The sequence below is a fragment of the uncultured Bradyrhizobium sp. genome (assembly GCF_936943645.1).
Classification (GTDB): domain Bacteria; phylum Pseudomonadota; class Alphaproteobacteria; order Rhizobiales; family Xanthobacteraceae; genus Bradyrhizobium.
Genome location: NZ_CAKZJO010000042.1, coordinates 51433 through 75478, shown reverse-complemented (window position 1 = coordinate 75478; position 24046 = coordinate 51433). Strand labels below are relative to the sequence as shown.

22 protein-coding genes are annotated in these 24046 nt (G+C 64.2%); 13 read left to right on the top strand and 9 right to left on the bottom strand.

Going from position 1 to position 24046, the window contains the following annotated elements; genetic code table 11:
* Positions 1 to 193: 193 nt before the first annotated feature.
* Entirely contained in the window at positions 194 to 2104 is a 1911-nt protein-coding gene (locus Q0743_RS06035) for a propionyl-CoA synthetase (protein WP_298240662.1), read from the top strand.
* A 201-nt stretch (positions 2105 to 2305) separates the two neighbouring features.
* Here Q0743_RS06035 and Q0743_RS06030 read toward each other — a convergent pair whose 3' ends face one another.
* The gene (locus tag Q0743_RS06030; protein WP_298240661.1) at positions 2306 to 2977 is read right to left on the bottom strand and encodes a hypothetical protein; all 672 of its coding nucleotides are present in this window, start codon (positions 2975 to 2977) and stop codon (positions 2306 to 2308) included.
* Positions 2978 to 3201: 224 nt separating this feature from the next.
* On the opposite strand from Q0743_RS06030, the gene Q0743_RS06025 reads away from it, so the two are divergent.
* Together Q0743_RS06025 and Q0743_RS06020 are read left to right on the top strand one after the other, a co-directional pair.
* Positions 3202 to 3468: a hypothetical protein gene (locus Q0743_RS06025; RefSeq protein WP_298240660.1), complete on the top strand. Its 267-nt coding sequence runs from the start codon at positions 3202 to 3204 to the stop codon at positions 3466 to 3468.
* Positions 3469 to 3660: 192 nt separating this feature from the next.
* Entirely contained in the window at positions 3661 to 4407 is a 747-nt protein-coding gene (locus Q0743_RS06020; RefSeq protein ID WP_298240659.1) for an OmpW family outer membrane protein, read from the top strand.
* 273 nt (positions 4408 to 4680) lie between these two features.
* Here Q0743_RS06020 and Q0743_RS06015 read toward each other — a convergent pair whose 3' ends face one another.
* Positions 4681 to 5376 carry a DUF1013 domain-containing protein gene (locus Q0743_RS06015; protein WP_198964195.1) on the bottom strand — a complete coding sequence of 232 codons (696 nt, stop codon included), beginning with the start codon at positions 5374 to 5376 and terminating at the stop codon, positions 4681 to 4683.
* Positions 5377 to 5641: 265 nt separating this feature from the next.
* Between Q0743_RS06015 and ispH the strand changes: the two genes are divergently transcribed.
* The 3 genes from ispH to rnhA are packed head-to-tail and all read left to right on the top strand — an operon-like array spanning position 5642 to position 8049.
* Complete coding sequence (ispH, locus tag Q0743_RS06010) at positions 5642 to 6610, top strand: 4-hydroxy-3-methylbut-2-enyl diphosphate reductase (protein WP_298240658.1); 969 nt, start codon at positions 5642 to 5644, stop codon at positions 6608 to 6610.
* A 6-nt stretch (positions 6611 to 6616) separates the two neighbouring features.
* Positions 6617 to 7600, top strand: a complete 984-nt coding sequence (locus Q0743_RS06005) for a homoserine kinase (protein WP_298240657.1) — start codon at positions 6617 to 6619, stop codon at positions 7598 to 7600.
* Positions 7597 to 8049: a ribonuclease HI gene (rnhA, locus tag Q0743_RS06000; protein ID WP_298240656.1), complete on the top strand. Its 453-nt coding sequence runs from the start codon at positions 7597 to 7599 to the stop codon at positions 8047 to 8049. Before Q0743_RS06005 ends, rnhA begins: the two co-directional genes overlap by 4 nt.
* Positions 8050 to 8174: 125 nt before the next feature.
* On the opposite strand, the gene Q0743_RS05995 is transcribed toward rnhA, so the two are convergent.
* The 6 genes from Q0743_RS05995 to Q0743_RS05970 form a co-directional block, all read right to left on the bottom strand.
* Positions 8175 to 8660 (bottom strand): peroxiredoxin, encoded by a 486-nt coding sequence (locus tag Q0743_RS05995; protein WP_007597501.1) that lies wholly within the window; start codon positions 8658 to 8660, stop codon positions 8175 to 8177.
* Positions 8661 to 8768: 108 nt separating this feature from the next.
* Positions 8769 to 9323 (bottom strand): DUF924 family protein, encoded by a 555-nt coding sequence (locus Q0743_RS05990; RefSeq protein ID WP_298240655.1) that lies wholly within the window; start codon positions 9321 to 9323, stop codon positions 8769 to 8771.
* Between the two features lie 15 nt (positions 9324 to 9338).
* The gene (locus tag Q0743_RS05985) at positions 9339 to 11024 is read right to left on the bottom strand and encodes a long-chain fatty acid--CoA ligase (RefSeq protein ID WP_298240654.1); all 1686 of its coding nucleotides are present in this window, start codon (positions 11022 to 11024) and stop codon (positions 9339 to 9341) included.
* Positions 11025 to 11213: 189 nt separating this feature from the next.
* On the bottom strand, positions 11214 to 12692 hold the full coding sequence (locus tag Q0743_RS05980) for a serine hydrolase (RefSeq protein ID WP_298240653.1): 1479 nt from the start codon (positions 12690 to 12692) through the stop codon (positions 11214 to 11216).
* Positions 12693 to 12881: 189 nt separating this feature from the next.
* Positions 12882 to 14678 (bottom strand): glucan ABC transporter ATP-binding protein/ permease, encoded by a 1797-nt coding sequence (locus Q0743_RS05975; protein ID WP_298240652.1) that lies wholly within the window; start codon positions 14676 to 14678, stop codon positions 12882 to 12884.
* Positions 14679 to 14763: 85 nt separating this feature from the next.
* Entirely contained in the window at positions 14764 to 15816 is a 1053-nt protein-coding gene (locus Q0743_RS05970; protein ID WP_298240651.1) for an ABC transporter substrate-binding protein, read from the bottom strand.
* Positions 15817 to 16043: 227 nt separating this feature from the next.
* On the opposite strand from Q0743_RS05970, the gene Q0743_RS05965 reads away from it, so the two are divergent.
* The 7 genes from Q0743_RS05965 (at position 16044) to Q0743_RS05935 (ending at position 21906) form a co-directional block, all read left to right on the top strand.
* Entirely contained in the window at positions 16044 to 16412 is a 369-nt protein-coding gene (locus Q0743_RS05965; RefSeq protein WP_298240650.1) for a hypothetical protein, read from the top strand.
* A gap of 117 nt (positions 16413 to 16529) precedes the next feature.
* Positions 16530 to 16934, top strand: a complete 405-nt coding sequence (hisE, locus tag Q0743_RS05960) for a phosphoribosyl-ATP diphosphatase (RefSeq protein ID WP_028140691.1) — start codon at positions 16530 to 16532, stop codon at positions 16932 to 16934.
* A 34-nt stretch (positions 16935 to 16968) separates the two neighbouring features.
* Positions 16969 to 17571, top strand: a complete 603-nt coding sequence (locus tag Q0743_RS05955; protein WP_174718732.1) for a YqaA family protein — start codon at positions 16969 to 16971, stop codon at positions 17569 to 17571.
* 154 nt (positions 17572 to 17725) lie between these two features.
* A complete protein-coding gene (locus tag Q0743_RS05950; protein ID WP_298240649.1) occupies positions 17726 to 18265 on the top strand; it encodes a hypothetical protein in 540 nt (179 codons plus the stop codon).
* A gap of 37 nt (positions 18266 to 18302) precedes the next feature.
* A complete protein-coding gene (locus Q0743_RS05945; RefSeq protein WP_298240648.1) occupies positions 18303 to 19703 on the top strand; it encodes an aspartate ammonia-lyase in 1401 nt (466 codons plus the stop codon).
* A gap of 253 nt (positions 19704 to 19956) precedes the next feature.
* The gene (locus Q0743_RS05940; protein ID WP_298240647.1) at positions 19957 to 20925 is read left to right on the top strand and encodes a nitronate monooxygenase family protein; all 969 of its coding nucleotides are present in this window, start codon (positions 19957 to 19959) and stop codon (positions 20923 to 20925) included.
* 207 nt (positions 20926 to 21132) lie between these two features.
* A complete protein-coding gene (locus Q0743_RS05935; protein WP_298240646.1) occupies positions 21133 to 21906 on the top strand; it encodes a thioesterase family protein in 774 nt (257 codons plus the stop codon).
* Positions 21907 to 22397: 491 nt separating this feature from the next.
* On the opposite strand, the gene Q0743_RS05930 is transcribed toward Q0743_RS05935, so the two are convergent.
* The gene (locus tag Q0743_RS05930; protein ID WP_298240645.1) at positions 22398 to 23960 is read right to left on the bottom strand and encodes an AMP-binding protein; all 1563 of its coding nucleotides are present in this window, start codon (positions 23958 to 23960) and stop codon (positions 22398 to 22400) included.
* Between the last annotated feature and the right edge of the window lie 86 nt (positions 23961 to 24046).

Here is a 24046-nt window from a genome sequence, read left to right as displayed (position 1 = left end):
CTCCCCCTCACCCCGACCCTCTCCCCGTAAGAACGGGGAGAGGGAGAAAGCCCCCATCCTTTTCAGCTTGAACCGCGGCCCGATCCCGGGAAAATAGCCTTCAAACAAGGCCGGCAATTGATCCTAGTCATGGCGGGACGCCTGTCCTGCCACGAGGTTCGGGGCCAGGCAAAAAGGGAACGGGAGCGCGGGAATGAACGTCGACGGTAAAAGTCGCTATCACGAAGTCCATGCGCGCTCCCTCGCCGACCCCGACGGCTTCTGGGCCGAGGCGGCCAAGGAGATCGACTGGATCGAGCCGCCGAAGACGATCTTCGACCCCGGCCAAGGAACCTACGGCCGCTGGTTCACCGGCGGCGTCGTCAACACCTGCTACAACGCGCTCGACCGCCATGTCGAACGCGGCCGTGCCGACCAGGTCGCGCTGATCCATGATTCGCCGCTGACAGGCTCGATCACAAGGCTGACCTATGCCGAGCTGCTGAACGAGGTGCAGGCGCTTGGCGCCATCATGCAGGATTTCGGCGTTGCCAAGGGCGATCGCGTCATCCTCTACATGCCGATGGTGCCGGAGGCCGTGGTCGCGATGCTCGCCTGCGCGCGGATCGGCGCGGTGCACTCGGTGGTGTTCGGCGGCTTTGCCGCAAAAGAGCTCGCCACCCGCATCGACGACGCGCAGCCGAAACTCATTCTCTCCGCAAGCTGCGGCATCGAGCCGGGCCGCATCGTGCAGTACAAGCCGCTGCTCGACGAGGCGATCAAGCTGGCCGGCAGCAAGCCGAAAGCCTGCATCGTGCTGCAACGTCCGCAGCTCACCTGCGATCTGACCGCGGGCCGGGACTATGACTGGGCCAGCCTGCGCCGCAAGGCGCTGAACGACGGCAAGAAGGCGCCCTGCGTGCCTGTTGCCGCCACCGATCCGCTCTACATCCTCTACACCTCGGGCACCACGGGCATCCCCAAGGGCGTCGTGCGCGACAATGGCGGCCATCTCGTCGCGGTGAAATGGTCCATGTTCAACCTCTACGGCGTCAAGCCGGGCGAGGTGTGGTGGTGCGGCTCCGACATCGGCTGGGTGGTCGGTCACAGCTACATCGTCTACGGCCCGCTGCTGCATGGCGCGACGACGATCATGTATGAGGGCAAGCCGGTCGGCACGCCCGACGCCGGCGCGTTCTGGCGCGTGATCGCCGAGCACAAGGCGGTTGCGTTCTTCACCGCGCCGACCGCGTTCCGTGCGATCCGGAAAGACGATCCGGAAGGAAAGTTCATCCGGCAATACGATCTCTCGAAATTCCGCACGCTCTTTTTGGCCGGCGAGCGCGCCGATCCGCCGACGGTGGAATGGGCGGAGGCGCAGCTGAAGGTGCCGGTGATCGACCATTGGTGGCAGACCGAGACCGGCTGGTGCATCGCCGGCAATCCGGTCGGGCTCGGCATGCTGCCGATGAAGCACGGCTCGCCGACCGTGCCGATGCCGGGCTATCAGGTCGACGTGGTCGACGAGGCGGCGAAGCCGGTGGGGCCCAACACCATGGGCTCGCTCGTCATCAAGCTGCCGATGCCGCCGGGCTGCCTGCCGACGCTGTGGAATCAGGATGCGCGCTTCAAGGAAGCCTATCTGAGCGAATTCCCCGGCTACTACAAAACCTCGGACGCCGGCTACAAGGACGAGGACGGCTATGTCTTCGTGATGGGCCGCACCGACGACATCATCAACGTCGCCGGCCATCGGCTTTCCACCGGCGGCATGGAGGAGATCCTGGCCTCGCATCCTGATGTCGCCGAATGCGCCGTGCTCGGCGTCAAGGACGCGATCAAGGGCGAGGTGCCCTGCGGCTTCCTGGTGCTCAAGGCCGGCGTTAAACGTGCGCCTGCCGAGATCGAGAAGGAGATCATCGCGCTGGTGCGCGACAAGCTCGGCCCGGTCGCCGCCTTCAAGCTCGCCATCACCGTCGGCCGCCTGCCCAAGACGCGCTCCGGCAAGATCCTGCGCGGCACCATCAAGAAGATCGCCGACGGCGATTCCTGGACCATGCCGGCGACCATCGAGGATCCCAAGGCGCTCGACGAGATCGGGGAGGCGCTGAAGGGGCGGGTGTGATCGCCCTTCGGTGCCGTTGAGGGCGATCGGTCATCGCTAGGGATCCTGCGAACACCCCTGAACAGTGGATGATCCCGTACGTGACTGGCACTTCGTGCCAGCCACCGCATTTGTCGCCAAAACTAGAATCGCAGCGAGGCAGATAAACGGAAGAGAGCGAGGAAGCGTGAGCTTGATAAACATGATCGTCGTCCGTGATGATTATTGGAGACACGCAGTTGCGGAATTGAAAAAGTTGATTTCATTCGAGTTTGATGCTGGTACGAAGGGCTTTGGAAGGTCTGCCTTTCCTGTCTCGGATTTCAGAACGCCAAATGCAGTGAATTGAACGCAATCCTGCCCAAGCGAAGCAAGCTCAGTGTCGCTCAACTGCTTTTCCAGGTTGCTTTGGTTGGAGATATTGTAAGGGCCCAGTACCAGATCATACTGTCCCTGACTGGCTGCGGTAGCATCCTTTTTCCTCACCCCCACGTAGACCGCGTATTTGTTCTTCAAGGCGGGCGCCACGTATAGCGAGGTATTCATCCGATCTTCCTCGAAGCCGAAAGCGATTTTCTTTACTTCAGGCGAAAACTCCCAATTCGTAAACCGGACTCGAGTGAGTTCACTTTTCAAAATTGATTGGTTCAGCGCTGCCAGTACCAGTGGTCCCTGTGAAAGGAAGAATTCGAGTAGTACACCGGCGATCAGGAATGTTAGTGCGGCGCGGCGGAAATTGCCAATCGCAGCTAAGAAGAGGGGGCGTGGGTCTGCGGGATTACCATCCTTATTCTTCAGAGCTTGCTCATTTTTGAGCAGCTGGAACGAAAGTAGTAAGAAGGCAAGGCTTGCTCCGATTGCACCCAGCTTCACCAAGTCGAGTAGAATGCTCATAAGAACCTCGAGTCAAAGTTCTTGGCCAAAAGCCCATATTTGCAGCTAATGGCCGATTTTACAATCTAGGATTGATGGTTGTGCTCGTCGGAGGGAGGCGCTGCGGGAGGTCAGTCCACACTTGATCCCTGGACATCCCTGCGGGAACAAGCAAATGCCTTGATTTTGATGGACTGCGATTGTTCGGTGCCGCTCGGAAATGGACCAATTTGCATAGGATCGACATGCTTGTGATCGTTGCGCGTTTTCTCGCAATTGCCCTGCTTGCTTTCGCTCTTTCCGCCTGCTCTGCGCGCTACCAGACACCGGTGGCGGTGGGCGGCGACGACGATGACGCGGTCTGCCAGAGCCGCGGCTATGCACAGGGCTCGCCGGAATACGTGGCCTGCCGCAAGGACCGCGACGTGCAGCGCAACGCCGCCACCGCGCGCGCCGACCGCCGTCAGCGCGATCTCGGCGAATACATGCTGAACCATCCCGACAGGCCCTGATGCAGGCTGCGGCACTATCATGCCGCGCCGCGCATCCGGGATGCGTCCTTTCCGTGACACATCTGCAACGCCATGGCCAAATCGTGGCGACGTTTGCCTGAATTGATCGAGGTCAAATCCTCCAGCGGTCCCTTTCTGCTCTGACGCTCATGTCGCGCAACGACGCGCGAGAGATGGCTGAAGGGGACTGAAATGCAGAGAACGACAAGAAACCTGGCGCGGCTTGCGACGCTCGGCGCGATGATCGCGGGCACGTTTGCTTCGGCGCAGGCTGCCGATTTGCCGGTTTACAAGAAGGCGCCGCCGCCGGTCGAGGCGTTCAATCCGTGGATGGTGCGCCTGCGCGTGCTCGGCGTGTTGCCGGATGCCGGCGGCTCGACCGTCAATGTGGCGGGCGTGCCTTCGCTGTCCTCGCCGAATTCCGGCCTGTCGATCAGCGACCAGGTCGTCCCCGAGCTCGACATCAGCTATTTCTTCACCAAGAACATCGCGGCCGAATTGATCCTCGGCGTAACCCGGCACTCGATCAGCGGCACCGGCTCGCTCGCGAATTTGCCGATCGGCAAGACCACGCTGCTGCCGCCGACGCTGACGCTGCAATATCACTTCGACCAGTTCGGCGCGTTCAAGCCGTATGTCGGTGCCGGCGTGAACTACACCGTGTTCTTCAACAATTCCGCCGCCAATGCACCGGCCGCAATCGCCGGTCCGCCCGCCATCGTCGCCACCACCACCAATTTGCATGTCAGCAACGCCTGGGGCGGCGCCGTGCAGTTCGGCTTCGATTACATGATCGACCGGCACTGGGGTCTCAACGTCGACGTCAAGAAGCTCTGGCTGCGTCCGGATTACAGCGCGACCGTCTCCGGCCTGCCGGTCACCGGCACCGCCCATATCGATCCGTGGCTGGTCGGCGCCGGCGTGACGTACAAGTTCTGAGTGGCGCCAAAAGAGAACATTGGCGTCGCGACAAATTCCGCTGTCGTCCCCGCCTGGTGCGCAACTGCGCACGGGGCGCGGGGACCCATACCGCGGAAGCTATCGATTGAAAGCGGTAGCAGTACCGAACGACGAGTCTTCGCCAAACGCCTCCCTGGGGTTATGGGTCCCTGCGTTCGCAGGGACGACGCCGAAGGTGGGGTGGCAAAACAAAAACGCGGCGGGATTTTCCGCCGCGTTTGCATTTGATGGTGAATGAACGAGAGGAGAGCCTTACTCCTCCTCGTCTTCCTGCTTCTTGCCGCCGAGCGTCTTCAGCTTGGCGAACACGGCATCGACGTTGAGGTCGTCGCTCGAGCGTTCGGCCGGCTCGAACTCGTCCTTCTTGGTGGTCTCGGAGGCCGGCAGCAGCGTGGCGCCGCCATAGGCTGCGTCGATCGGCTTTTCCTTGGCCGCGCGCGCCACTTCGAAATCGAGCTCGATCTGCGAGCAGAGGCCAAGGGTGACAGGGTCGATCGGGGTCAGCTGGGACGTGTTCCAGTGGGTGCGGTCGCGCACGCTGGCGATGGTGCTCTTGGTGGTGCCGACCAGGCGCATGACCTGGGCGTCCTTGAGCTCCGGGTGGCTGCGCAGCAGCCAGAGGATGGCGCTCGGGCGCTCGTGGCGGCGCGAAACCGGAGTGTAGCGCGGTCCCTTGCGCTTGGGCTGGGGCGGCAGCACCACCTTGCTCTCCTGGAGACGGAGCCGGTAATCCGGGTTCTTCTCGCCCTTCTCGATCTCCTCGCGGGTCAGCTGGCCATTGGAGAGGGGGTCCATGCCCTTGATGCCCTGGGCCGCATCGCCGTCGGCAATCGCGCGCACCTCGAGGGGATGCATCTTGGTGAAATCGGCGACCTGGTCGAAGGTCAGCGCGGTGTTGTCGAGCAGCCAGACGGCGGTCGCCTTGGGCATCAGAGGTGCGTTGCTCATGGCAAATCTCCTTTGTGCTTCGCCCACCCCTCTGGAGGCGAAACCGGTGGTCATCAGCGATGACAGGGAATTCGCGCTATATAAGCCCGGAGGGGGTGGCCACGCAATGGTTCTGCTATAGATAGTGCCTTGACAGCGCCCGAAAGGGGGCCCAATTCCCTTAGAAATCGCGGTATAGTAATAGCCGACCGTTTTAAGCTCCATTCATCCCATCGACCGCCCCCGCCAGAAGGCGAAACGGGTGATTCGGTCCCGAGATCGCTCAATGTCAGCCAAACCAGACCTCAAGATCGTGCTTTGTTCTCCCCGCGGCTTCTGTGCCGGGGTGGTCCGGGCGATCGACACCGTGGAACGGGCCCTCGATAAGTACGGCGCCCCCGTCTATGTTCGCCACGAGATTGTGCACAACAAATACGTCGTCGACGGGTTGAAGAAGAAGGGCGCCATCTTCGTCGAGGAGCTCGCCGAAATCCCTGAGAACACCACCGCCCCGGTGGTCTTCTCGGCCCATGGCGTGCCGAAGTCGGTTCCGGCCGACGCCCAGTCCCGCAATCTGTTCTCGCTGGATGCGACCTGCCCGCTGGTGACCAAGGTGCACCGCGAGGCGGCGATCCATTTCAAGCGTGGCCGCGAGATCTTCCTGATCGGCCATTCCCATCACCCTGAGGTGGTCGGCACGCTCGGCCAGCTTCCGACCGGCGCCGTGACCCTGATCGAGACCGCCGAGGACGCCAAGACGATCTCCCCGAAGGACCCCAACAACCTCGCCTTCGTGACCCAGACCACGCTGTCGATCGACGATACCGCGGAGATCGTGGCGCTGCTCAAGGAGCGCTTCCCGAACATCAACGGCCCGCACAAGGAAGACATCTGCTACGCCACCACCAACCGCCAGCTCGCGGTGAAGAAGGTGGCGCCGGTGGTGGACGCCTTGATCGTGGTCGGTGCGCCGAACTCCTCGAACTCGCAGCGCCTGCGCGAGGTTGCCGAGCGCGAGGGCTGCAAGATCGCGGTGCTGGCGCAGCGCGCCACCGACATCGACTGGACCAAGTTCGGCAACATCACCAGCCTCGGCATCACGGCCGGCGCATCCGCGCCTGAGGTGATCGTCGAGGAGATCATGGACGCCTTCGCCGAGCGCTACACGCTGCACGTGGAGACGGTCTCGGCCGCGGAAGAGAACGAGTTCTTCCCGTTGCCGCGTCAGGTGCGCCCCGAAGCCGCCGCCGAGTAAGCTTTTATGGCGGTCTACACCGACGTTGCCGCCGACGAGCTTGCGGATTTCCTGAAGCAATATGATCTCGGCGAATTGCTCTCCTACAAGGGCATCGCCGAGGGCGTCGAGAACACCAACTTCCTGCTGCACACGAGCAAGGGCTCGTTCATCCTCACGCTCTACGAGAAGCGCGTGGCGAAGAACGATTTGCCGTTTTTCCTCGCGCTGATGACGCATCTGGCCGAGCACGGCGTCAATTGTCCGCTGCCGGTGAAGGGAAGAGACGGCGAGGCGCTGCGCGAGCTGGCGGGACGTCCCGCCGCGATCATCACCTTTCTCGAAGGCATCTGGCCACGCAAGCCGAACGTCGTTCATTGCGCCGGCGTCGGCGAGGGGCTCGCCACGATGCATCTGGCCGGCGCCAATTTCGCGGTTCGACGCGCCAATGCGCTGTCCGTCGCGGGCTGGCGGCCGCTGTTCGATGCGGCCTCGAGCCGTGCCGATGAGGTGCAGCCTGGCCTGCGCGCGTTCCTCGCGGCTGAGCTCGATTATCTCTCGGGCGGGGTCTGGCCGACCAATCTGCCCGAGGGCGTGATCCACGCCGACCTCTTCAACGACAACGTCTTCTTCCTCGGCGACAAGCTCTCGGCGATCATCGACTTCACCTTCGCCTGCAACGACATGCTGGCCTATGACGTCGCGATCTGCCTCAACGCCTGGTGCTTCGAGCCCGATCATTCCTTCAACGTCACCAAGGCGCGCGCCTTCCTCAATGCCTATGGCCGCGTGCGCAAGCTCTCCGAAGCCGAAGAGGCCGCGCTGCCGCTGCTGGCGCGTGGCGCTGCGATCCGGTTCCTGCTGACGCGGCTGGTGGACTGGCTCAACGTCCCGCCGGGGGCGCTGGTGAAGCCGAAGGACCCGCTGGAATATTTTCGCAAGCTGCGCTTCCACCAGAGCGTGACGAGCGCGCGCGACTACGGGCTGATGCCGTCGGGGCTGGTCGCGTGAGCGAAAAACCCAATGTGACGATCTACACCGACGGCGCCTGCTCGGGGAATCCCGGGCCGGGCGGCTGGGGCGCGATCCTGAAGTTCGGCGACAAGGAAAAGGAGCTGAACGGCGGCGAGCGCCACACCACCAACAACCAGATGGAATTGATGGCGGCGATCTCCGCGCTGGAAGCGCTGAAGAAGCCGTGCACCGTCGATCTCTACACCGACAGCCAATATGTCCGGCAGGGCATCACGGGCTGGATTTTCGGCTGGAAGCGCAACGGCTGGCGTACCGCCGACAAGAAACCGGTGAAGAACGTCGAGCTATGGCAGCGCCTCGATGCCGCGCTGAAAGCGCACGAGGTTCGCTGGCACTGGGTCAAGGGCCACGCCGGCCACCCCGAGAACGAGCGCGCGGATCAATTGGCGCGGGACGGGATCGTGAAGGCGCGGTTGCAGCAGTAGGTCTCTCCGCGCGTCATGGCCGGGCTTGACCCGGCCATCCACGTCTTACTGCGTGGAGCCAAGAACGTGGATGCCCGGGACAAGCCCGGGCATGACGTCGTCCTTGGAACGCGATGGGCCTAAGCTTACAGCTGCCCGAGCAGCGTATCGCCGCCGGAGACCTCGACCTTGCCGGGCATTGCCTCGAGATTCAGCTTCTTCACCACGCCGTCCTCGACCAGCATCGAATAGCGCTTGGAGCGGATGCCGAGGCCGTTGCCGGAGGCATCGAGCTCCATGCCGATCGCCTTGGCGAAGTCGGCATTGCCGTCGGCGAGGAAGATCGCCTCGTCGCGCTGGTCCGTGTCGCGCTTCCAGGCGTTCATGACGAAAGCGTCGTTGACCGAGACGATGGCGATGGTGTCGACGCCCTTGTCCTTCATGGCATAGGCGTTGAGGAAGATGCTCGGCAGATGCATCTTGTGGCAGGTGCCGGTGTAGGCGCCGGGCACCGCGAACAGCGCCACCTTCTTGCCCTTGAAGATATCGTCGGTGGTCTTCACCTGCGGACCTTCCGCCGTCATCACGCGGAATTTCGCCTCGGGCAGCTTGTCGCCAGTCTGGATCGCCATCGTCAGTCTCCCTGAATATCGGTCCCGCTTTTTAGACCGTGCGCCGGGCCTGCACAATATTGCCGGCGGCGAAAGCGGCGAGGGACGCGGCCCTTCACCGTGATGTCATCAGCCGGCAAAGCCGCCGCCGTCGAGGAAGGCCTGCTCCTCCTCGGTGGTGTCGCGGCCGAGCAGACGGTTGCGGTGGGGAAAGCGACCGAACCGCTGGATGATATCGGCGTGCTCCCGCGCGTATTTCTGGTTCTCGGCATTGTCGGTGTTCGCAAACAGCGCGACGCAATGCAGCTGGTCGGGCAGGTGCTCCGAATGCATGAAGGGCAGATAGAGGAACTCGAGCAGGGCCGGATCGACCCTGATATCCACACCCCTCGCGATGGCGCGGCGGGCAACGTCACGCGCCAGGCCATCGCTGGCAAAGGCCCGGGGCGTGCCGCGGAACATGTTGCGCGGGAATTGGTCGAGCACGATGACGAGCGCGAGCGCGCCCTCGTCGCTGTCTTCCCAGGATGCCAGCTCGCCGGCGCTCGCCTTCTGCCAGAGCGCGAGAAAGCGGCGCTTGACCTCGGCGTCGAAAGCGTCATCGCGCTTGTACCAGCGCTCGTGGCCGGCCTCGCGCCAGAAGGCGAGGACGGCCGATGATGTGACGTCGCCGACCGCGGTCATGAAGCGGAGACGCGGTTACGCCGCCTGCGCCTTCTTCTCGTCGCGGAGCTCGCGCCGCAGGATCTTGCCGACATTGGTCTTGGGCAGGTCGCTGCGGAATTCGATGTGCTTGGGCACCTTGTAGCCGGTGAGCTGCTCGTGGCAGAACTTGATCACCGCCTCGGCGGTGAGGTTTTGATCCTTCTTCACCACGAAGGCCTTCACCGCTTCGCCCGACTTGGAATCGGGGATGCCGATCACGGCGCATTCGAGCACGCCCGGGTGGCTCGCGATCACTTCCTCGATCTCGTTCGGATAGACGTTGAAGCCGGAGACCAGGATCATATCCTTCTTGCGGTCGACGATCTTGGTGTAGCCCTTCTCGTCCATCACGCCGATGTCGCCGGTGCGGAAATAGCCGTCCGCGGTCATCACCTTGGCGGTCTCCTCCGGCCTGTTCCAGTAGCCCGACATCACCTGCGGGCCCTTGGCGCAGATCTCGCCGGGTTGGCCGAGCGGCACTTCGTTGCCGTCGTCATCGCGGATCGAGATCCAGGTCGACGGCACGGGAATGCCGATCGATCCCGAGAATTCGGTCGTGGTCGCGGGATTGCAAGTCAGCGTCGGCGAGGTCTCGGACAGCCCATAGCCTTCGGCGATGAAGCAGCCGGTCACCGCCTTCCACTGCTCGGCCACGGGGCGTTGCACCGCCATGCCGCCGCCGTTCGAGATCTTCAGCTTGGAGAAGTCGAGCTTCTTGAAATCGGGGTGGTGCATCAGGCCGTTATAGAGCGTGTTGACGGCCGGGAAGCTGTTGACCTGGTACTTCGCCAGCTCCTTGACGAAGCCGGGGATGTCGCGCGGGTTGGGGATCAGGAGATTGCAGCCGCCGGCGCGCACTGCGAGCAGGTAGCAGGCCGTCAGTGCGAAGATGTGATAGAGCGGCAGCGCGCAGACGATCATGAGCTGGTCGACATGCGGCGGTGCTGCGAGCGCCGGCTGCAGCCAGGCGTCGTTCTGCAGGACGTTGGCGACGATGTTGCGGTGAAGCAGGGTGGCGCCCTTGGAGACGCCGGTGGTGCCGCCGGTATATTGCAGGAAGGCGACGTCGCCCGGCGAGAGTTTTGGCTTGTTGAAGCTCATGCCGCGTCCCGCGGACAGCGCGTCATTGAAGGAGACCGAGCCGGGCAGCGACCACGCCGGTACCATCTTCTTGACGCGGCGAACGACGAGATTGACGATCACGCCCTTGAAGCCGAGCAGGTCGCCCATGCTGGCGACGATGACGTGCTTCACCGGGGTCTTGGCGATCACCTGCTCGACGGTGTGCGCGAAGTTCTCGAGCACGATGATGGCTTCGGCGCCGGAATCCTTGAGCTGGTGCTCGAGTTCACGTGGCGTGTAGAGCGGATTGACGTTGACCACCGCGAAGCCGGCGCGCAGCACGGCCGCGGTCGCGACCGGGTATTGCAGCACGTTCGGCATCATGATGGCGACGCGGGCGCCGCGCTGAAGGCCGCGGCCCTGCAAATAGGCGGCCATCGCAACCGACATCTGGTCGAGGTCGCGGTAGCTGATCGACTTGTCCATGCAGATGAACGCCTTGCGGTCGGCGAACTTGGTGAAGCTCTCCTCCAGCAGGTCGACCAGCGATGCGTATTGGGTCGGCTCGATATCGGCAGGCACGCCGGGCGGATATTGCTTGAGCCAGATGCGCTCCATGGAAAACTCCCCTCATCTACCAGAGCCCGTTGTGTCTCGGGCTTGCCTCATTACCGCCAGTATCGAACCTGCCGGAACGGGTGGCAAGCCGTCGAGGCTTAGGGCAAAGGTTGGGGAGTGGCTACTGGAATCGTCGCAAGCGGCGCTGCCGCAGGTGCGAAGCGTCGGCCGTCGCAGTCAGCGGCGCCGTTAACTGTTGTTGGCCGGCTTCGCGGCGGGCTTGGTCGCGGACTTGGGCTTGGCGGGCTTCTGATCGCCGCTGGCTGCAGGCTTCTCGGCGGATTTTGCTGCAGTATCATGCCTGGCCGCAGTGGCGTGCTTGGGCGCCGCCGGCTTCGCCGCAGCCTTGGTGTCGTTCTTGACGTCGTTCTTGCCGCCGCTCTTGGCTTCAGCCGGCTTGGCTGCCGCCGTCTTGGTGTCCTTGCCCGCGTCTTTCGGCTTGTCGGCCGCATCCGGCTTCTTGGCCACGCGCGACTTCTTGCCACGCGGCTTGGACGCCGCCTGCTGGTCGGCGTCGGCCGCGACCGCCGCGATCAGGGCGGTGCCGGTGCGGGTCGGGCCGGTATAGACCAGCACGGGCTCGGCCGCCGCCGGCGCCGAGGCCATCAGCTCGGAGGCCTTCATCAGCGGCGGCTGCAGGCCGGCGGTGAAGAAGGTGACCTGGGCTTCGCCGCCGGTCGCGGAGGCCGATCCCGACGGGCTGCCATTGGCCGCAATCAGTGCATCGTCGTCGTCGCTGGCCGGCCGCTTGCGATGGGGCCCGCACATCTCGTCGCGCAGGTTCGGCGGCGAGGCGTCGACCGGCACGAGGTTCTCGACCGTGCCGAGCGAAGGGCGCAGCCACGTCAGATTATCCTGGCTGAAGCCGCGCTCCAGCAGCTGCGCCGCCTTCACCGCGCGCGCCGTGCCGGAAGTGGAGCCGAGCACCACCGCGATCAGCCGGCGGCCGTTGCGCGTGGCCGACGCCACGAGATTGTAGCCAGATGCGCAGATGAAGCCGGTCTTGAAGCCATCGGCGCCGGGATAACGGCCGATCAGCTTGTTGAAATTGCCGGTGATGCGCTTGCCGAAGCGGATGGCCGGGATGTGCACGAAATATTCGTATTCCGGCAGGTCGCGCAGGAACGAGCGCGCGAGGATGCCGAGGTCGCGCGCCGAGGTGATCTGGCCGTCGGCGGGCAGGCCGTTCGGATTGACGTAGCTGGTCTGCGTCATGCCGAGCTTTCGCGCGGTATCGTTCATCATCGCCGAGAAGCCGTCGATCGAGCCGCCGACGCCTTCGGCCAGCACCACGGCCATGTCGTTCGCCGACTTGACCATCATCATCTTCAGCGCGTTGTCGACCGTGAGCTGCGTTCCCGGACGGAACCCCATCTTCGAGGGCGATTGCGAGGCGGCCGTCGGCGACACCGTGAGCAGCGTGTCCAGCGTCAGCCGGCCGTCCTTGACCGCCTTCAGCGTCACATAGGCCGTCATGATCTTGGTGACGGAGGCAGGATACCAGGGAACCGTCGCATTATCGGCCTGCAACACCTTGCCGCTATCGGCCTCGATCAGCAGCAGCGCTTCGGCGCTCGCCGCGCGCGGCGCAAGCAGCGCGGCACAGGCGAGCGTCGCAGCGAACAGGTTGAACAAGGATTTGCGAAGCAGCGGGCGTAGGGCGTGCACTATCCGATTCCGGTCCTTGGAGACCCGCCTGATACGGGCGGCTCTCGTGATCTGATTGTCGGTTCTGAAATCCAGCGCCGCCGCTTGCGGCGCCGCAAACCTATACCGGCTGGTGCGTCGAGAATAGGGGGCTCGGTGCGGTATTCCGCAATGAAATAGGCCGAATTTCGACGGTGTTGTGGGGACTTGCTAGGGGGATTTGGCAGCCGTCGCGGCAGCCTCAGACGCCGTCACGCTGGCCCGCGCGCTGTCCTGCACCATGAACTGAGCCCTCGCAAGCTCGGCAAAATGGCCGTCTTTGGCGACGAGTTCATCGAAGGTTCCGCCTTCGATCACGCGGCCGTTCTCGAACACCAGGATCCGCGTGGCATTGCGGATGGTGGAGAGGCGATGGGCGATCACGAAAGTGGTGCGGCCCTTCATCACTTCGTCGAGAGCGGCATTCACCTTGGCCTCGGTGACGGCGTCGAGCGCGGAGGTCGCCTCGTCGAGGATCAGGATCGGCGGGTCCTTCAGCAGCGCGCGGGCGATCGACAGGCGCTGCCGCTCGCCGCCGGACAGCATACGGCCGCGCTCGCCGGCATTGGTCTCGAACCCGCCGCTGCGCTCGATGAATTCGAGCGCCTGCGCGCGCTCCGCCGCCTTGCGCATCTCGGCCTCGGTCGCATCCGGCTTGCCGACGCGCAAATTCTCCGCGATCGACCGGTTGAACAGCAGCGCTTCCTGGAATACGACGCCGATGTTCCGCCGCAGCGAGGTCAGCGTCACGCCGCGCACGTCCATGCCGTCGATCTTGATGAAGCCGGACTGCGGATCGAAGGCGCGATGCAGCAGCGCGATCGCGGTCGATTTGCCGGCACCGGTCGGGCCGACCAGTGCGATGGTCTGGCCGGGCAGCGCGGTGAAGGTGAGGTCCTCGATCGCCGGCCGCTTGCCGTCATAGGAGAAGGTGACGTCGTTGAACTCGACGAGGCCGGACAGCCTGCCGGCATCGATCGCGTCGGGCCGGTCGTGCACCGCGGGCACGGCGTCGAGCACATTGAAGAACTCGCGCAGCCGCGGCGCTTCCATGAACACGTTGTTGATGAAGCTCACGACCTGCTCGAGCTTCTGGATCAGCATCGTCGCGAAGCTCACGAACATCACGATCTCGCCGACTGAAGTCAGCCCCTGGTCGTGCAGGGCGATGCCGAGTGAGAAGATCGCGAGCACCGTGATGGTGGTGGAGGCCCGCGTGATGACGGTGACGAGCGCCCACCACGACAGCACCGGCATCTGCGCGGCCAGCAGATCGTCGGCGACGGAGCGCAGCCCCTTCACCTCGGATTCGACGCGCACGAAGCTCTGCACCAGCGCGACGTTGCCGAGGGCGTCGGATGCGCGCGCGGACAGCTCGCTGTAGTGTTCCTCGACCTCCATCTGCATGCCGAAGGTCTTGCGCACCACGAAGGTCGTCAGCGCGGTGAAGACGATGCAGAGCACGAACAGGAGGATCGCGAGCCGCCAGTTCAGGTAGAGCGACAGCGGCAGCAGCACCACGACCGAGAGGATCGCGGCAAAGTGCTCGCGGAAGAAGCCGAGCCACAGCCGCCACAGGGCGTCGGTGCCGTTGAGCATCACCTTCATCAGCCGGCCCGAATGGGTGCCGGAGTGGAAGGTCAGCGGCAGTTGCAGGATGTGCTCGAAATAGTCGGTCAGCACGGCCTGGCGCTGGCGGTGCGAAAGCCGGTCCGCCTGCAGGGCCACGAGCGCGCTGCATAGGATGGTGAAGAGCCCGAACGCGACCCAGGCGATGAGGAACGGCCAGGCCGAATTCGAGCCGGCCACCGTCTTGCCGGAGAGCACGTCGACGATCCGGCCGAACAGCACGGGCTCGGCGAATTGCGAAGCCGCCAGCAAGAGGTTGGCGACCGCGAGCAGCCAGCCCAGCCGCGCCTCCTTGCCGAGCAGCTCGAGAACGCGGGTATAGAGACGGAAGATGGACATGCGGGCGACGAACTCAGGCGGGTGACGGAGCCTGTATTCTAAGCAGGGATCGCGCGCGAGATATAGCGGAAGCTGTCAGTTTTTCTCAGTTGATCAGCCGGCCCGCGACCGGTGGCAGGAACCGGTCGTCGAAGATGTCGCTCGCGGTCGGCCGCTTGCGGAATTTGAAGTCCTGCGCGACCTGGTCGATCGAACGCTCCAGGCGCAGTGGCTCGATACCGCCGAGACCGTTGCGCTTGACCTCGTCGGTCAGGACGTTGTCGGCGAGGACGGTGCGCAGGCGTTCGAGCTCGAGGTCGCGGTCACCCCCGTCGATGCGGCTTGCGGCCTCGTCCGCTGCCCGTGCCGGCTCCTTGACGGTCGCGGCGATGCCGGCAATCAGGGCGCTGATGAAACCCTTCACGGCATCCGGCTTTGCTGCGGCGAAGGCGGCATTGGCCACCACGGCGAAGCCATAGGCCTCACAGCCATAATCGGCATAACGCAGCACGACGAGATCGGCTCCGGGCACGCCGCGATCACGCAGGTTCACCGCGGAGAGATAGCTGAAGCCCGCGACGGCATCGACCTGTCCCGCGGACAGGATCGGCTCGCGGACGGCTGCGCTCATCTTGTGGAATTTGACATGCGATGTCGCGATGCCGTTTTGTTGCGCCAGCGCAGGCCATAGCCGCATCGACAGATCGCCGTCGGCAACGCCGACAGTCTTGCCATCGAGATCCGGCAAGGCATTGATGCCGCGGCTCTTGCGCGCGACGATGGCGTAGGGCGCGCGGTTGAACAGCACGAACACCGCCTTGATCGGCGCCGCATCGTCCTTGTTGCGAAACCGGATCAACTCGTTGATGTCGACGAGTGCAAGCTCGCTGTCGCCCTTGGCGACGCGCGCGAGCGCCTCCGGCGATCCGGTCGCGCTGCTGAAGGTCACGTTCAGACGCTCAGTGCTGAACCTGCCATCCTTCGCCGCAAGGAAAAACGGCGCCATGCTCGCATCGAACGGGCGGTCAAAGGTAAAGTGAATCGCAACGGAGGACGGCGCAGCGGTCTCGACCGCGCTGACACCGCGTGCGACGAGCGTTGCAAGCGAAATCGAGAGAGCCAGCAGGCAACGAAGGGCCGTCGTCTTGAATTTCGACATCGGTTGCGCCGGTCCCGCATTGTTATGGTTTGGTGACGCTCGCAGCGCCGGCTGGCGTTCAGTCTGTCCATGCCAACATGAACGGAGGATGAGCGGCGGTTGCGTCACGATTACGCAACCCCGTTCAGCTTGTGTTGGGGTTGGGGAACCCAACATGGGGCTGCGTGTTTGAAAGACATGAGCCTTGTCTGCAGGCACCATTCGAGGTCCCAAGGAGGGTCCAGAACATGTTTGACAGCTTTTCGAAGTTCACCGGCCGCAAGGCCGTTCTCGCCACTGCCGCCGTGCTGGCACTGACCGCGGTCGCCCCGACTGCCTCCTACGCTGGTGGCCGCCACTGGCATGGCGGAGGTGGCGCGGCCTTTGCCGGCGCCGCCATCGCCGGCGCCATCGGCACCGGCCTCGCGATCGCCGCCACGCGTGACGCCTACGCCTATGACGCGCCCGCCTATTATGGCGGCGGCCCGGTCTACTATGACGACGGTCCGGTCTATTACGGCGGTGATTCCTATATCGGCCCGCGCCCGTACCACCGCTGCGGCGGTCCCTACCAGTCCGCCCAGGGCGGCCAGGGTAACATTTCGACCTGCTACTAAGCAGGGCGACCGACCTTAACCTGAACAGGCCGTCGCGCTTGCCGCGGCGGCCTGTTTTCTGCTTTTGTTGCCGTGCGTTAACACGCTCGCCATTTGTTTAGAGTAGTTTTGAATACCATGAGTGATTCGCTTGAGCGGCTATATCTGGCTGTGCTCGCGGCCAGAGATCTTGATCCGGCAACATCGCGTACGGCCCGGCTGTTTCAACGCGGGCCCTCCAAAATGGCAAAGAAGCTCGCCGAAGAGGCCATCGAGGTCGTGATCGATGCCGTCAATGGTGACACCGACGCCGTGATCCGCGAAAGCGCCGACCTGTTGTACAATCTCACCGTGCTGTGGGCCTCCGCCGGCGTGCGCCCCGAGGACGTCTGGCGCGAGATGACCCGGCGGGAAGACATGCTCGGCATTGCCGAAAAGCTGCCGAAATCGTCGATGAAGCTGCCCAAGGTCGCGTCACCGCGGGTGGCCGCCAGGCGGCCAATCGTCGCGCTCGAGGGCCGCGCCGCGCGGAAGCGCCACTAGAACGTCACAAACTCGCGATGGACAAATCCGTCCCATGGTGCTTCATCGCGGCGCCATGCTGAAACGTATCTACGACTGGTGCATCGACGCCGCCCACAAGCCCTACGCGCTCTGGATCATGGGCATCGTGTCTTTCGCCGAAAGCTCCTTCTTTCCGGTCCCTCCGGATGTGATGCTGATCCCGATGTCCCTGGCGCGCCCGCAGCGTGCCTGGCTCTATGCTGCCGTCTGCACCGTGACCTCGGTGCTCGGCGGAGTTCTCGGCTACGCCATCGGCGCGCTGCTCTATGACTCACTGGGCCATTGGCTGATCCAGCTCTACGGGCTCGGTGATCAGGTCGACGGCTTCCGCGCCAAATACGCCGAATGGGGCGCGGTGATCATCCTGCTCAAGGGGCTGACGCCGATCCCGTACAAGCTCGTCACCATCACGTCGGGCTTTGCCGGCTACAATCTGCTTTTGTTCGTCCTGTTCTCCGTCGTCGCGCGCGGCGGGCGCTTCTTCATTGTCGCGATCCTGCTCAACCGCTACGGCGACTGGATCCGCGTCAAGATCGAGAAGCATCTCGGTCTCGTGGTGGCGGTCGGTGCCGCGGCACTGGTGCTGGGCTTCGTCATCGCCATCAAACTGATCTAGAGCTTGATCCGGACCCGGAGGGCCGCGCCAGCGCAAAGGGCGAAGCGGCTTTCCCTCGCGACAAACGCGTAACGCGTTTGCGCGGAGATCATGCTCAATCAATAGACCCCAAGGCGGCTTTGCCGCCGGGCCGGCTTCGGTTACGGTTGCTATCATGATGGTTCGATCCGGCAATCCGGCGGCGTGGCAGGGGACGCTGATGTCAGCGGCGCTGCTGCTCCTGCTCGCTGCCGGCGGGACGGCCTGGCCGCAATCCGCGCCTCCGAGCCTTGGCCTGCAGGACCAGGGACCGCAGGCCGCGCCGCCCCCCTCGACACCCGCTCCTTCGGCGCCGCCGGCGCACGAGGAAAATCCCGGGCTGATCCATGAAATGGGCAAGCTGTTTGACAAGCTGCCCTCGATCCTGCCGCCGATCAAAAGCCTCAGCGAAACCATGAACGACCTGTCGCGGCTGGCCAAGCCCTCGACCATGGTGTCGGGGCGGGTGGCCTGTCCGGCCTCGTCGAACGGCGCGCCCGACTGCAAGCAGGCCGCCGACCAGCTCTGCCAGAGCAAGGGCTACAAGGAAGGCAAGAGCCTGAATGCCGACTCCGCCGAGAAATGCTCGGCCAAGGTCCTGATCCCGGGCCGGCAACGCAAGCCGGACGACTGCCGCACCGACACTTTCGTGACGAGCGCGCTGTGCCAGAACTGACGTGATCTCGCCGCGCGCAAGCAACTAAGGAGCGCCCATGAGCCGTACGGAGCAGGACTTCCTCGGACAGCGTGAGATCGCCGACGACATCTACTACGGCGTCCAGACCATCCGGGGGAAGGAGAACTTCCACATCACCGGCATTCCGATGAACCAGGAGCCTTACTTCGTGAAGGCGCTCGGTTACGTCAAGAAAGCCGCCGCCATGGCCAATCGCGACCTCGGGGCGATCGACGCCAAGGTCGCGGACGCGATCATCCTCGGCTGCGACCGCGTCATCGCCGGCGACATGATGGACCAGTTCGTCACCGACTTCATCCAGGGCGGCGCCGGCACCTCCACCAACATGAACGCCAACGAGGTGATCGCCAATCTCGCGCTCGAGTCGCTCGGCTTCGGCAAGGGCGACTACCAGCACGTCAGCCCCAACGATCACGTCAATTACGGCCAGTCGACCAACGACACCTACCCGACCGCCTTTCGCCTTGCGCTGATCCTGCGGCTCGAGAGCTACATGACCGCGCTGCGGCAGCTCCAGGAAGCCTTCTTCACCAAGGGCCGCGAGTTCGACCGCGTGCTGAAGATGGGCCGCACGCATCTGCAGGACGCAGTGCCGATGTCGTTAGGTGCCGAATTCCGCGGCTGGGGTACCACCATCGGCGAGGAGGTCGACCGCATCTCGGAAGCGCGGGCGCTGCTGCGGGAGATCAATCTCGGCGCCACCGCGATCGGCACCTCGGTGACGGCCGCGGTCGGCTATCCCAAGCTCGCGGTCCGGCATTTGAGTGCGCTCACCGGAGTCGACTTCATCCTCGCCGGCGATCTCGTCGAGGCGACCTCGGACACCGGCGCCTATGTGCAGCTCTCGGGCGTCCTGAAGCGCACCGCGAGCAAGCTGACGAAGATCTGCAACGACATCCGCCTGCTCGCCTCCGGCCCGCGCGCCGGCTTCAACGAGATCAACCTGCCGCAGCTGCAGCCGGGCTCCTCGATCATGCCGGGCAAGGTCAATCCCGTGATCCCCGAGGTCGTCAACCAGACCAGCTTCCTCGTCATCGGGCTCGACACCACGGTGACGCTGGCCGCTTCCGCCGGCCAGCTCCAGCTCAACGTGATGGAGCCGGTGATCTCGTTTGCGCTGTTCTTCTCGATCCGCACCATGGAGCGCGCGGTCAACAGCCTGCGCGAGAATTGCGTCGTTGGCATCACCGCCAACGAGGAGCACACCCGCAACATGGTGCTGAACTCGCTCGGCATCGTCACCGTGCTGAAGCCGCTGCTCGGCTACAAGCAATGCGCCGAGATCGCGCGCGAGGGCTACAAGAGCGGCAAGTCGCTGCACCAGATCGTCGTGACCGAACGCAAGCTGCTGACGCAGGAGAAGTGGGACGAGATGTTCTCGTTCGAGCGGCTGATTAATCCGGATCTGATCGGGTAAGCTACCGCCCGTCATTCCGGGGCGCGCGAAGCGCGAGCCCGGAATCCATCGGGCCTCAGCGCGAATAGCGAAATGGATTCCGGGCTCGCGCCAAGAGGCGCGCCCCGGAATGACAGCAACGGAATTCCGCTGCTTGGAATTGCGGCAACCGCTTCAGCCCGGCGGCAAAACGCAATACTTGACAGTGGAAAGATTGCCTTGTTGGTATGGCGCCCAACCTGCCATTGACCGGCCAACAGAGGATCGTTCCGAAATGTCCATGCCTGCCTTGTTCAAAGGGCGCCTGTCGATCCCCGTGATCGGCTCGCCGCTCTTCATCATCTCGGTGCCCGATCTCGTGATCGCGCAGTGCAAGGCGGGGGTGGTCGGCTCGTTTCCGGCGCTGAATGCGCGGCCGCCGGAGCTGCTCGACGAATGGCTGGCGCGGATCACCGAGGAGCTCGCGGCCTATGACCGTGCCAATCCCGACAAGCCGTCGGCGCCGTTCGCGGTCAACCAGATCGTGCACAAGTCGAACAACCGGCTCGACCACGACATGCAGCTCTGCGCCAAGTACAAGGTGCCGATGGTGATCTCCTCGCTCGGCGCGCGCGAGGAGCTGAACCAGGCCGTGCACAGCTGGGGCGGCATCGTCTTCCACGACGTGATCAACCAGAAATTCGCCCACAAGGCGATCGAGAAGGGCGCCGACGGCCTGATCCTGGTCGCGGCCGGCGCGGGCGGCCATGCCGGCACGATCTCACCGCTCGCCTTCGTCGCCGAGACGCGGAAGTGGTTCGACGGTCCGATCGCGCTGTCGGGCGCCATCGGCAACGGCAAGGCGATCCGCGCCGCGCGCATCCTGGGCGCCGACTTCGCCTATATCGGCTCGGCCTTCATCGCGACCAAGGAGGCCAACGCGATCGAGAAGTACAAGGAGATGATCGCGGGTTCGACGGCCGACGACATCGTCTATTCCAACCTCTTCACCGGCGTGCACGGCAACTATCTGAAGCCGTCGATCCTGGCCGCCGGCATGGATCCGGAGAATCTTCCGACGTCCGATCCGTCCAAGATGAATTTCGGCACCGACGCCTCCGGCGAACGCGCCAAGCCGAAGGCCTGGAAGGAGATCTGGGGCTCGGGCCAGGGCATCGGCAGCATCGACAAGGTCCTTCCCGCAGCCGAGCTGATCGCGCGCTTCAAGAAGGAATATGACGAAGCGATCGATCCGCCGTTGTAGAACACTGTCGTCCCGCCTCTCTCCACCGTCGTCCCGGGCAAGCGTTAGCGCAGACCCGGGACCCATAGCCACAGGGAGGAGTTTGGCGAAGACTCGGGGTTTTCAGTCTCGCGCAACAACTTCTCCCTGGGGTTATGGGTCCCTGCGTTCGCAGGGACGACAGTTTTTGCTAAGCTCCGACATTCAAAGCCAGCAGAGAGTTGAGTGATGACCGCCATCTACAGCGTCGACGGCAATAACGTCGTCACCAGCCCGGATGCCGCCGGTCCCTGGGACCGGCGCATGCAGCACGGATCGGCGCCGGCCTCGCTGGTGACATGGGCGGCCGAGCGCATCCCGACGCCTGCTCCGATGGACATCGCGCGCGTCACCATCGATCTGATGCGGCCGGTGCCGGTGGCGCCGCTCACGATCGAGACCGAGGTCTTGCGTGAGGGCCGCAAGATTCAGCTCTGCGAGATCAAGCTGCTGGCTGATGGCGTGCAGGTCGTCGGCGCCACCGTGCTCAAGATCAGGCGTCAGGCGCTGACCCTGCCCGCCGAGGTCGAGCAGCCACCGGTCACCTTGCCGTCGCCTGAAGACTCTCTGGTCGAGGACGGCCACGCCGCCACCAGCCCGTTCGTACGATCGGTTTCGATGCGCGCCGCGCGTGGCCGTTTTGGTCAGGCCGGTGCCGGCGCGATCTGGTTTCGTGTCGATCATCCGCTGATCGAAGGCGAAGCGATCTCGCAGGCCATGCGCGCCGTGGTCGCCGCCGATTTCTCCAACGGCACCGCCTCGACGCTCGATTTCCGCGCCTGGACCTACATCAATGCCGATCTCACCGTGAGCTTCGCGCGCCAGCCTGTCGGCGATTGGATTTTGCTCGACGGCGACTCCTGGATCGGTCCCGATGGCGCGGGCCTCGCGATGTCGCGGCTGGCGGATCGGCAAGGCTATTTCGGCCGCGCGGTGCAGAGTCTGGTGATCGAGAAGCGGTGAGGCGCACGACCTCCGTGCGTCGTTCTCTCTGTCATGCTCCGCGAAAGCGGGGCATCCAGTACGCCGCGGCCCATCGATTCAATCGCAGCCGTCTCGGCGTACTGGATCGCCCGGTCGAGCGGGCGATGACAGCTGTTGTGTGGTCGCTGTGTCGAATATGCGGAGGCTCGCGGGTGCGCGGACCGATGGAACGGCAGGCTTCCGCCGCCGCGGAAGGGATGTTCGGTCGTGTCGACCAGAGCATCCTGCCAGTTCACATTCCGTAGAAGATCTTGATCTCCCACAGCACCACGATGATAGCCGTGATCAACGTGACCGCGGCGACTGCACTTTCCAGGGAAGCGACTCTCATCTTACTCTCCGCTTCCCAGCCCCATCAGCGGTCTAGGTGATTCCCCGATTCGCCGGCAATCGCGCGGGGCTCGCCGGCATGCACTCCGTCGCACGTTGTGGTGCCGGGGCCACAATGGCCCCGTAGAAATCCGGGGTATTTACCCCACCATGCGGTCCCGACCGCTCCAGAAACCCGCCCGCAGCACCTTCTTGTCGACCTTGCCGACGCCGGTCATCGGTAGCTGCTTGACGAACTGGATCTGCTTGGGCGCATGGGCGGAGCCCTTCCGGGTCCTGACCATGTTGATCAGCTCGTCCGGATCGGGCCTTGCGCCCTCGCGCGGCACGACGATGGCGGTGACGGCCTCGCCCCATTTCTCGTCGGGGATGCCGACGACCGCGACCATGGCGACATCGGCGTGTTGCGACAGCACGTCCTCGACCTCGCGCGGGAAGATGTTGAAGCCGCCGGAGACGATCATGTCCTTCTTGCGGTCGAGGATGAACATGTAGCCGCGCTCGTCCCGGCGCGCGATGTCGCCGGTGTGAACCCAACCATTCTTCAGCGTCTCGGCGGTGATGTCCGGCCGCTTCCAGTACTCCGCCATCACATGCGGCGCGCGTACGCAGATCTCGCCGGCCTCGCCCGTCTCCACCTCCTGGTCGCTGTCGTCGAGGATCCTGACCTCGCAGGCCGCGATCGGGAAGCCGCAGGACAGGAACAGCTCGGGCGTCTTGGGATCGTGATCCTTCTTGCGCAGCACCGAGACCGGGTAGCATTCGGTCTGGCCATAGAGCTGCGAGAACACCGGCCCGATGCGCTCGAGGCCCTCCACCAGCCGGCTCGGCGACATCGCCGACGCCCCGTAGAGCACCAGCTCGAGCGAGGACAGGTCGGTTTTGCTGAGCGCAGGATGATCGAGCAGTACATAGATCATGGTCGGCACGAACAGCGTGAAATTGATGCGCTCGCGTGCGATCGTGGCCAGCACGGCCTCGGGATCGAAACCCTTGAGCATGTGCACGGTGCCGCCGCGCATCAGGGTCGGCAGCACCTTCGTGCCGGCGACATGGCTGATCGGGGCGACCGTGAGATAGCGTGCCGCGTCAGGGATCTCGAAATCGGCGAGGATCGCAGCGGCGGCTCCGGCATTCTCGCGGTGATAGCGCAGCGCGCCCTTGGATTTGCCTGTCGTGCCGCCCGTGTAGTTCAGCGTGGAGAGATCATCGGAGCCGGCAAGGTTCTGCGCGCTGGCGTGGCCCGCGCTGTCGATGGTTGCGAGCAGATCGACACCATAGCCGGCCGGCCCCATGGTGAAGACCGCTTTCAGCCGGCTTGCTTTCGCGGAGAGCTCGCCGCCGCGGTCGCGGAAGGCGGCCGCATCGACCACGAGCATCTCCGCCTCGGAGTCCTCGAGCTGGAAGAGCTGGTCTTCCAGCGATCCCAACGGATGCAGCCAGGTGATGCAGAGGCGCGACAATTGCGCTGCGACGCCGGCGCACCAGGTGTCGGCGCGGTTCGCGGTGAGGAAGGCGACGCGCGCGCCCGGCTGCAATCCGAGCCGCATGAACACGCCCTGGATGCGTCCGATCAGGTCGATCGTGCCTTGATAGCTCAGCGATCCCCCGGGCCATGCGAAAGCGGTGCGGCCTGGATAGCGCGACAGCGCCCGTAGCGTCTGCGCGCAAGTCGGGGACGATGCGTGAAGCGGATCGGACATATGTTTCCTCGTTGCTTTGTCACCGGCTTCTGGCGTGCCAATGTTGCCGATGACGCTAGCACAGAGACTGCGGGAGAAAACCACAA